Source organism: Azospira sp. MPR-E4, from assembly GCF_058809645.1.
In genome coordinates this window covers 1-9,753 of the sequence record NZ_JBXAST010000083.1, presented here as the reverse complement: position 1 = coordinate 9,753, position 9,753 = coordinate 1, and the positions used below count along the sequence as shown (strand labels likewise).

At 68.4% G+C, this 9,753-nt stretch carries 7 protein-coding genes; 4 read left to right on the top strand and 3 right to left on the bottom strand.

Going from position 1 to position 9,753, the window contains the following annotated elements; all coding sequences use genetic code 11:
* The 4 genes from AC1RTA_RS15875 to AC1RTA_RS15860 all read left to right on the top strand — a co-directional run.
* A partial coding sequence (locus AC1RTA_RS15875) for an EAL domain-containing protein (RefSeq protein ID WP_492785286.1) occupies window positions 1-2,610 on the top strand: 2,610 nt, incomplete at its 5' end.
* Window positions 2,611-2,648: 38 nt separating this feature from the next.
* A complete protein-coding gene (locus tag AC1RTA_RS15870; protein ID WP_492785285.1) occupies window positions 2,649-3,287 on the top strand; it encodes an MBL fold metallo-hydrolase in 639 nt (212 codons plus the stop codon).
* Entirely contained in the window at window positions 3,280-3,660 is a 381-nt protein-coding gene (locus tag AC1RTA_RS15865; protein WP_492785284.1) for a GIY-YIG nuclease family protein, read from the top strand. The genes AC1RTA_RS15870 and AC1RTA_RS15865 overlap by 8 nt, the downstream gene beginning before the upstream one ends.
* A gap of 278 nt (window positions 3,661-3,938) precedes the next feature.
* Window positions 3,939-5,255, top strand: coding sequence for a hemolysin family protein (locus AC1RTA_RS15860; protein ID WP_014238119.1), 1,317 nt, complete (start codon window positions 3,939-3,941; stop codon window positions 5,253-5,255).
* A 54-nt stretch (window positions 5,256-5,309) separates the two neighbouring features.
* Here AC1RTA_RS15860 and AC1RTA_RS15855 read toward each other — a convergent pair whose 3' ends face one another.
* From AC1RTA_RS15855 to mobA, 3 genes are all read right to left on the bottom strand, one after another.
* A complete protein-coding gene (locus AC1RTA_RS15855) occupies window positions 5,310-7,811 on the bottom strand; it encodes a putative bifunctional diguanylate cyclase/phosphodiesterase (protein ID WP_492785283.1) in 2,502 nt (833 codons plus the stop codon).
* A 16-nt stretch (window positions 7,812-7,827) separates the two neighbouring features.
* Window positions 7,828-9,027, bottom strand: coding sequence for an EAL and HDOD domain-containing protein (locus AC1RTA_RS15850; protein WP_492785282.1), 1,200 nt, complete (start codon window positions 9,025-9,027; stop codon window positions 7,828-7,830).
* Window positions 9,028-9,192: 165 nt separating this feature from the next.
* Window positions 9,193-9,753 (bottom strand): molybdenum cofactor guanylyltransferase MobA (gene mobA, locus AC1RTA_RS15845; protein WP_492785281.1); only part of this gene is annotated, 561 nt, incomplete at its 5' end.

Below are 9,753 nucleotides of genomic sequence, written 5' to 3'. Positions count from 1 at the left end.
GCCGGGGAGGTGGTGGGCGTGGTGTCGGAGCACGACATCGTCAGCCAGCTGGAGAGCGAATACCTGGACTACGTGCTGCAGGAAGGCCAGTCCATCCGCGCCCAGCTCAGGGAAAGCCGCCTGCGCCTGAGCGCCGTCTTCAACCAGACCAGCGAGTTCATCGGCATCCTGGACCTCAAGGGGCGCCTGCTGGAGGCCAACCAGTCGGCCCTGGACCTGATCGGCCGCCAGCCCGCCGAGGTGCTGGGCCAGCTGTTCTGGGAAACGCCCTGGTGGGTGCATGAGCCCCTGGTGCAGCAGCGCCTGCGCCAGGCCGTCGAGCGGGTGGCGGCGGGCGGCGAGGCCCAGCGTTTCGAGGTCACCCACATGCGCCGGGACGGCCGCCTGCGCTACGTGGATTTCATCCTCAAGTCGGTGGAGGACGAGCCGGGCCAGCCCCTGCAGCTGCTGGCCGAGGGGCGGGACATCACCGACCGCAAGGAAGGGGAGGAGCAGCACCGGCTGGCCCTGAGTGTGTTCGAGAACAGCCACGACGGCATCCTCATCACCAACCCGGAGGGCCTGATCATCGAGGTGAACCGGGCCTTCTGCGAACTCACCGGCTACGCCCGGGAGGAAGCCATCGGCCAGCCGGCCCGCATGCTCAATTCCGGCCACCACGACCGTACCTATTTCCGCCAGCTGTTCCAGGTGGTCTCCGAGCGGGGCTTCTGGAAGGGCGAGATGTGGAACCGCACCAAGTCCGGGGCGGTGACGGCGGTGCTGATGACGGTCAGCGCCGTGCATGACGATGGCGGGCGCATCAGCCACTTCGTCGGCGTCTTTTCCGACATCACCCAGCAGAAGGAAAACCAGCGCCGCCTGGAGCGCCTGGCCCATTACGACGCCCTCACCGGCCTGCCCAACCGCACCCTGATGAGCGACCGCCTGCACCTGGCCATGGCCCAGGCCCAGCGCCGCAACAAGCTGCTGGCGGTGTGCTACCTGGACCTGGACGGCTTCAAGGCCATCAACGACAGCCACGGCCACCAGGCCGGCGACCGCCTGCTGATGGACGTGGCCGAGCGCCTGCGACGTTCCCTGCGGGGCGGCGACACGGCGGCCCGCCTGGGGGGCGACGAATTCGTCCTGCTTCTCAACGACCTCACCGCCCTCTCCGAACTGGAACAGATCCTGGAGCGGCTGCTGCTCTCCCTGGCCGCGCCCTTTGCCCTGCAGGGACAGACGGCCAGCGTTTCCGGCAGCATCGGCGTCACCATCTATCCGACGGATGATGCCGATGCCGACACCCTGGTGCGCCACGCCGACCAGGCCATGTACGCCGCCAAGCAGTCCGGCCGCAACCGCTACCAGCTCTTCGACACCGAGCAGGACAGCCGGGCCCGCAGCCTGCGGGAAGCCATAGTCAATGCCCGCGCCGCCCTGGAGCAGGAGCAGTTCCGCCTCTACTACCAGCCCAAGGTGAATCTCTGTTCCGGCCTCATCGTCGGCTTCGAGGCCCTCATCCGCTGGCAGCATCCGGAGCAGGGCATCCTGGCGCCGGCGGCCTTCCTGGTGGACCTGGAGGAGACCGACCTCATCGTCGATATCGGCGACTGGGTCATGGAAACCGCCCTGGCCCAGCTGGAAGCCTGGCAGGCCCTGGGCTGGGACTATCCGGTGAGCATCAACATCGCCGCCCGCCACCTGCAGCAGCCCGACTTCCTGCCCCGCCTGCAGCGGGCCCTGGAGCGCCATCCGGCGGTGCCGCCGCGGCTGCTGGAACTGGAAATCCTGGAAACCGCGGCCCTGGAAGACGTGGGCCAGGTAAGCCTGGTCATCGCCGCCTGCCAGCGCCTGGGGGTGGGCTTCGCCCTGGACGACTTCGGCACCGGCTATTCCTCCCTCTCCTATTTCAAGAGCCTGCCGGCCCGCACCCTGAAAATCGACCAGTCCTTCGTGCGCGACATGCTGCACGACCCGGAGGCCCTGGCCATCGTCGAGGGTGTGGTGGGGCTGACCTCCGCCTTCCAGCGCAGCGTGGTCGCCGAAGGCATGGAAACCGTCGAGCACGGGGTCATGCTGCTGCGCCTGGGCTGCATCCATGCCCAGGGCTATGCCATCGCCCGCCCCATGCCGGCGGCGGAGGTGCCCGCCTGGGCCGCCTCCTTCGAGCCCGATCCGCGCTGGGTCGAGGTGGCGTCCCAGCAGTGGCTGCGGGAGGATTTTCCCCTGGTGGCGGCCCAGGTCGAGCACCGGCGCTGGATCGACACCGTCATCCAGGCCCTGGAGGAGGGCGACGCGGAGTGCCTGCCCGCCGACCTGGCCGATCCCACCCGCTGCCGTTTCGGCATCTGGTACCTGGGCAGCGGCCAGCAGAACTACGGCGACCTGGCCGCCTATGGGGCGCTGGACGCTCCCCACCGGGAGGTCCATGCCCTGGCCAGGGCCGCCGCGGCCCAGCTGCAGGCCGGCGACGCCCGGGCCGCCAAGGCCGTCATCCCCCAGCTGCGCCGCCATGGGCGGGCCCTGCTGGCGGCCCTGGAACAGTTGCAGGCCGCCATCATCGCCCAGCGGGAACCCCGCTGCGTCGCCGCCCCCTGCGCCGACGATCTGCCCGTCGCCCCTTGATGTCCCCTGACGCCCCTTCAACGAACCAGGCTTGCGCCATGAACTACGCCATCGTCCCCGTCACTCCCTTCGAACAGAACTGCACCCTGCTGTGGTGCCCCGAGACCATGCGGGGAGCCGCGGTGGACCCGGGGGGCGACCTGCCCCGCATCCTGGCCGTGGCCGAGAAGCACGGCGTCACCCTGGAAAAGATCCTGGTGACCCACGGCCACATCGACCATGCCGGCGGCGTCGCCGAACTGGCGGCCCAGCTGGCCATTCCGGTGGAAGGGCCCCATGTGGACGACCGGTTCTGGATCGACGGCATGCCCCAGCAATCCAAAATGTTCGGCTTCCCCGACGTGCGCAGCTTCACCCCGGACCGCTGGCTCCAGGGCGGCGACAGCGTGCAGGTGGGGCGCCAGACCCTGGAGGTGCTGCACTGCCCCGGCCACACCCCGGGCCACGTGGTCTTCTTCCACCGCCCGGGCAAGCTGGCCCTGGTGGGCGACGTGCTCTTCGCCGGCTCCATCGGCCGCACCGATTTCCCCAAGGGCGACTACGACACCCTGATCCGCTCCATCCGGGAAGTGCTGTTCCCCCTGGGAGACGAGGTGGAGTTCATTCCCGGCCACGGCCCCATGTCCACCTTCGGCCAGGAACGGCGCTTCAATCCCTTCGTCGGCGCCCATGGCTGAAATGGTCGAGACCGTCGATCAGGCGGAGCCCCCCACCTACCAGCTGCTGATCCAGGTGGCGCAGCCCGTCACCGTGACGGTGGGGCGCCTCGGCCCCTGTTCCTTCTCGGCCGGCCGCTACGTCTACACGGGCTCGGCCCGGCGCAACATGGCGGCCCGCCTGGCCCGCCATCTCTCGCCCCACAAGCTGCTGCACTGGCACATCGACTACCTGCTCACCGCCCCCGGCGTGCAGGTGGTGGGCACCCGCCTCTTCGACGAGCCCGAATGCCAGATCAACCGCAACATGCCGGGAGAAGTGCTGATCCCGGGCTTCGGCAGCACCGATTGCCAGGCAGGCTGCGGTAGCCATCTCAAGTATCTGGGGGTTTGAGGCGGGAAAGGCTTGGCAACAGAGGGCACAGAGAAAAGGCGGTAACCCGGGCTGTTGTCGAAGGGAACCGGAGGCCTAGCTAGGCGCCGGCAACGAAGAAAGAAACCCTCTGTGCTCTCTGTGTCCTCTGCGGCCAAGGTGTGACTCCCCCGCAACCCCTTTATCCACGGGCTTCGGCGTCGATCGGGCGGGCAAGATAGCGGGAAAGGCGGGAAAAATGCTATCTTCACGCCTTCTTCACCCCCGAGCCGCTCCGGAAACGGTGGTCGCGGCCCTGTATGGATCTAGGCATCATCCTGTTGTTGATTGTTTTGAACGGCATTTTCGCCATGTCCGAAATTGCCGTGGTGTCCTCGCGCAAAGCCCGCCTGCAGCGGATGGCGGAGGACGGCAGCCAGGGCGCCGCCGCGGCGCTGAAACTGCATAGCGAACCTTCCCGTTTCCTCTCCACCATCCAGGTCGGCATCACCTCCATCGGCATCCTCAGCGGCGCCGTCGGCGAGGCGGCCCTGGCCGATCCCCTGACCCAATGGCTGTCCCAGTTTCCCCTGCTGGGCGAATCGGCCCGGGTCATCGCCCTCTCCCTGACCGTGGTCCTGCTCACCTACATGTCGGTGGTGGTGGGCGAACTGGTGCCCAAGCAACTGGCCCTGCTCGGCCCCGAGGGCATCGCCTCCCTGGTGGCCCGGCCCATGGGCTGGCTGTCGCGCCTGACGGCGCCCCTGGTATGGCTCTTCTCCGCTTCCAGCGGCGCCATCCTGCGCCTCTTCGGCGCCCGCCGCAGCGATGAGCCGCCGGTGACCGACGACGAGATCAAGGTGCTCATGGGCCAGGGCGCCGAGGCCGGCGTCTTCCATGAGAGCGAACAGGAGATCGTCTCCAACGTGCTGCGCCTGGACGAGCAGCGGGTGGCGGCCATCATGACGCCGCGCAAGGACATGTACCTGGTGGACCTGGCCGAATCCGAGGCCGAGGTGCGGCGCCAGGTGGCCGAGTGCCCCTACGCCCGGGTGGTGGTCTGCCAGGACGGCCTGGACCGGGTGCTGGGCATCCTGCAGCGGGGCGACCTGCTCAAACCGGTGCTGGAGAACGCCCCCTTCAACGTGCGCAAGGCCCTGCGGCCGCCGGTCTATGTGCCGGAGAGCGTCACCACCACCCACCTGCTGGAATCCCTGCGCCGCAACCGGGCCCAGTTCGCCCTGGTCATCGACGAATACGGCGAGGTGCAGGGCCTGGTCACCCTCAACGACGTGCTGGCCGCCATCGTCGGCGACATGCCGAGCCAGGACGACGACGGCGAGCAGGACGTGGTGGAGCGGGAGGACGGTTCCTACCTGATGGACGGCGGCCTTTCCATCGAGCGCCTGAAGTCGGTGCTGGAGGTCAAGGAAGAGCTGCCGGGGGAAGAGGAGAACGCCTTCCACACCCTGGGCGGCCTGGTCATGCACCAGCTGGGCCGGGTGCCGGTGGAAGCCGACCATTTCCACCTGGCCGGCTGGCGCTTCGAGGTGGTGGACATGGACAAGAACCGGGTGGACAAGGTGCTGCTGTCCCTGGGCGACCCGGAGACGGACGACCAGGCCGACGCCGCCTGAGGCAACAGTCTCAGCCGCAAAGAAGAACGCCGGGCAGTGCCCGGCGTTTTTGCGTCAACCGTTGTTGCGTTCCAGCAGCAGCTGGAAATCCTCCACCGGCACCGGCGGGCTGAACAGGTAGCCCTGGATTTCGTCGCAGCCGGCGGCCCGCAGGAAGTCGAGCTGCTCCTCCGTCTCCACCCCTTCGGCGATGACCAGCAGGCGCAGGTTCTTGGCCATGCTGATGATGGCCTTGGCGATGGCCGAGTCGTCGCCGTCGTGGGGGATGCCGCTGACGAAGGACCGGTCGATCTTCAGGTTGTCGATGGGGAATTTCTTCAGGTAGGCCAGGCTGGAATAGCCGGTGCCGAAGTCGTCCAGGGCCAGGCGCACGCCGGCCTGGTGGAAGTCCTCCAGCATCTGGATCACCGCCTCCGAGTTGTGCATGAGCATGCCCTCGGTGATTTCCAGCTCCAGGTTCTCGCCGGGGAAGGCGTGCCGTTCCAGGGTTTCGTTCACCAGCTGGGAGAGGCCGGGGCGGAACTGGCGCGGCGACAGGTTCACGGCGATGGTCAGGTCCTCGTAGCCGGCCTCGCGCCACAGGCGGCCCTGGCGGCAGGCCGCGTCCAGGACCCAGGCGCCGATGCTGACGATGAGGCCCGTCTCCTCCGCCAGGGGAATGAAGGCGGTGGGCGGGATCATGCCCTGTTCCGGATGGTGCCAGCGGATCAGGGCCTCGGCGCCGACGATGCGGCCCGTGGCCAGCTCCACCTGGGGCTGGTAGTAGAGGCGGAATTCCTGGCGCTCCACCGCCTTGCGCAGGGCCCCTTCCAGCTTCAGGCGCTCCAGGGAGCGCAGGTTCATTTCCTGGGAATAGAAGAGGGGGCCGCCGCTGGTCTGCTTGACCCGGTACATGGCGGTGTCGGCGTTGCGCAGCAGGGTTTCCGCGTCGCGGCCGTCGTCGGGGAAGACGGCGATGCCGATGCTGGCGGTGAGCAGCACCTCGTGGTGTTCGATCTGGAAAGGCTCGGCCAGGGCATCGAGGATTTTCTGCCCCACCAGGGCGGCGTGTTCCCGCTTGGTGATGTCGAACAGGGCGACGATGAATTCGTCGCCGCCCAGGCGCGCCACCACGTCCTCGGCCCGCAGGGTCTCCTGCAGGCGCCGCGCCACTTCCTTGAGCAGGGCGTCGGCGGGGGCGTGGCCGAAGGAATCGTTGATGGTCTTGAAACGGTCCAGGTCCACGAACAGCACGGCACCGTGGGTCTGGTTGCGCTGGGCCTCGATGAGGGCCTGTTCCAGCAGGGAAAACAGCAGGGAACGGTTGGGCAGGCCGGTGAGGGCGTCGTAGTAGGCCAGGCGGTAGATCTGCCGTTCCGCCTCCTTGCGCTCGGAAATGTCGGAGAAGACCAGGAAGTAGTGGCTGAGGATGCCCCGGGTGTTTTTCACCGAGCTGATGGAGACCCATACCGGATAGGTGTCGCCGTTCTTGCGCCGGTCCCACAGCTCGCCCTGCCAGGCGCCGGAGGAGGCCAGGGCCACCTGGATTTCCGCCGCCAGGTTGGGGTCGTCCCGGGTCGGCTGCAGCAGGGCCGGCAGGCTCATGCGCACTTCGGCCTCGCTGAAGCCGGTGATGTCGCAGAAGGCCTTGTTCACCGACAGCACCCGCTGCATGGCGTCGGTGACGATCACCGCCTCGCTGTTGTGCTCGAAAATCTTGGCGTGCAGGCGCAGCTTCTCTTCCCGCTCCAGCTGGTTGGTGATGTCCACCAGGTAGCCGATGAGGCCCGCCGGTTCGCCGGCCTCGTTGCGCGACAGGGAAAGGGAGACGCTGGCCCAGAACACCTCGCCCGACTTCTTGCGCCGGCGCACCTCGAATTCCCGGCGGCCGTGGTCGAGGAAGGCGTTGTAGAAGAGGTCGTCCTCCTCCTCCAGGGTCTCGCTGCCGTCGTCGGCATAGAGGAAGAGGATGTGCCGGCCCACGGCCTCGGCGGCGGTGTAGCCGAACAGGCGCTCGGCCCCCTTGTTCCAGCCCATGATGTAGCCGGACAGGTCCATGGTGATGACCGAGTCGTGGATGTGGTCGAGGATCTGGCTCTGCTCCTCCACCTTGGCTTCCATGCGGGCCAGGTCTTCCTGGCGCAGATTGAAGGCCTGGCGGGCATGCAGGGCACCGGCCAGGAGGGCGGCCAGGTCGCCGAAACGGCGGTGTTCCAGGGCGCTGTAGCCCTCGGATTTGCCGCCCACGGCGAGGAGCCCCAGCAGCATGTCGCGGAAGGTGAGGGGACAGGCCAGGGCGTCGGGCCGGGTGGCCACGGTGCCCGAGCGGCGGGCTTCTTCAAGCAGGGCCTGCCAGGGGCCGGCGCTGGCGGGCAGTTCCAGGGTGCCATCCCCGTTGGCCAGGTACAGCGTGCCTTCCGGGCTGGCCATGGCGCTGCGGCACATCGCCTCCAGCTGGGCCACGGGAATCTCGCCTTCCCGCAGCAGCAGGGCGTAGCACAGCTGGCCAGCCAGCTCGAAATCGGTGGCGCCGCCACCCAGATGGGGAAGGAAGGAGTTGCCCTGGTCGGGAGCCATGGTTCTGCCGCCTGCCTCAGGCCACGTCGATGTGGCTGACCCAGGCCAGGGCGTCCACCTGCAGCTGGCCCAAGGCGTCGCCGCGCAGGCGCAGCTTTTCCAGGAGGGCCGTATCCGGCGCCGGCAGGCCCCGTTCCAGACTTTCCACCAGGGACAGGGCGTCGCCCAGGGGGCCCTGGTGGCGGCCCACGGCCTCGGCCACCTCGTCGGCCAGAGGCAGGGCCGCCAGCACGCTGTCCATGGGCAGGTGCAGCAGCACGTCGAGCAGGGAGAAGGCTCCGGCCATGTAGGCGCAGTCGTGGAAGTCCGTGTCCTCCGCCGCCTCCGGATGGGCGGCCAGGGCGATCAGTTCCACCAGGCGGCCGCGCAGGGCGGCCTGGGGCATCAGGGGATTGGGCTGGCTGCCGGCGTTGAACTGGTTGGCGTAGATCAGCAGTTGCAGCCAGCGCTGCAGCTGACGCCGGCCGAGCAGGGTGATGGCCTGGGCGAAGCTGGTGATCTTGGTGGTGGCGCCGACGGAAACGGAATTGACCAGGCGCAGCAGGTTGTAGGAGAGCTTGGGCTCCTGCTTGATCATTTCCTCGATCTCCCGGGTGTCCGCGTCCTGGACGATGAGGGAGAGCAGCTTGAGCAGGCGCAGCTTGGTCGGGTCCGCCGGGGAGGTGGGGCATTCCTCCGGCTGGGGCACGAATTCGCCGCTCATCAGGGTAAAGCCCCGGGCGCCGCACCAGACGAAGAGGTCGTGGCTGCTGACGCCGTCGGCCACCAGGGTCAGGCCCTTTTCCTTGAGCCGGTTGAGCAGCACCGGGGAGACATTCTCCCGGGCCGTGGCCGCATCCAGGCGCAGCAGCTGGGCGCCGGCCTCGGCGCATTGTTCCAGGGCCGGGGCCGAATCCACGTCGGCCCCCAGGCGGTAACCCTGTTTGGCCAGTTCCTGGCAGCGGGCGGCGCCGGCCGCATCGAGCCAGACCTCCGCCGGCAGCAGCAGGGAGACCTGTTGCGGCGGCAGCTGGCGGGCCAGGCCGCTGTGGTTGAGGTCCGTACCGCTCAAGGGCACCAGCCAGGGCAGGGGCGAGGGCTGGGGCTGGTTCTGGCCGTGGGCGAAAAGCTGGCTGCTGGCGGCCAGGCCGATGCCCCGGGGCCCCAGTTCCAGGGCCGACCAGGCTTGATTGACGTCCAGCAGGGGGCGCAGGCAGGAGAGGGTGGCCGAGGTCATTAGGGATTTACTCAAAACGAAGCGGTGTTCTTGGGGCGATTCTTGTTTTTTCGGGTCCGACGGCCGTTTTTCCGACCTCGTGGGGGCATCCCCCGACGGGGGGCGCTGCAACGGGATGGTAACGGGAGACCAGGAAAATTCAACCCTTTTTGTCAATAAAGCGTCTTAACCCAATAAATCTTCTCGGATATTGCAATTGCGGAAATCCTCGGGATGGGGGAAATCCACCAGCACCAGGCGGCGGCTGTCCTGCCATTCCCCCACCTTGTGGCGGCCCTCGGCCACCCAGGCCGCCAGGTCCGCCGCCAGCTCCCGGCGGCAGAGGCAGAAGACGGAGTGGCGCCGCTCCCCGGTCCGGGCCACGGCCACCTCGGCGTCGGCCTCGAGCAGGGCGTGGCGGAGGCGCGCCACCAGGTCTGCAGGGAAGTCCGGGGAATCGCAGGGCACCAGCATCACCAGGGGCTGGGGACTGGCGCTGAGGGCGGCGTGGAAGCCGCCCAGGGGGCCGGGGTAGTCCGGCAGCAGGTCGGGCAGCAGGGGGTAGCCGAAGGCGGCGTAGGCCTCCGCATTGCGGTTGGCGTTGATGGCCACGGCCTCCACCTGGGGCGCCAGGCGGGCGGCGATGCCCTGGGCCAGGGGCCGGCCGCGCCAGGGCAGCAGGCCCTTGTCGGCCCCGCCCATGCGGCGGCCCAGGCCCCCGGCCAGGACGACGCCGAATACCGGGGG

Excerpts from the sequence above, each read along its gene's own strand:
- AC1RTA_RS15855 (WP_492785283.1), bottom strand. The coding sequence starts at position 7,811 with ATGGCTCCCGACCAGGGCAACTCCTTCCTTCCCCATCTGGGTGGCGGC.
- AC1RTA_RS15870 (WP_492785285.1), top strand. The coding sequence starts at position 2,649 with ATGAACTACGCCATCGTCCCCGTCACTCCCTTCGAACAGAACTGCACC.
- AC1RTA_RS15865 (WP_492785284.1), top strand. The coding sequence starts at position 3,280 with ATGGCTGAAATGGTCGAGACCGTCGATCAGGCGGAGCCCCCCACCTAC.
- AC1RTA_RS15860 (WP_014238119.1), top strand. The coding sequence starts at position 3,939 with ATGGATCTAGGCATCATCCTGTTGTTGATTGTTTTGAACGGCATTTTC.
- AC1RTA_RS15850 (WP_492785282.1), bottom strand. The coding sequence starts at position 9,027 with ATGACCTCGGCCACCCTCTCCTGCCTGCGCCCCCTGCTGGACGTCAAT.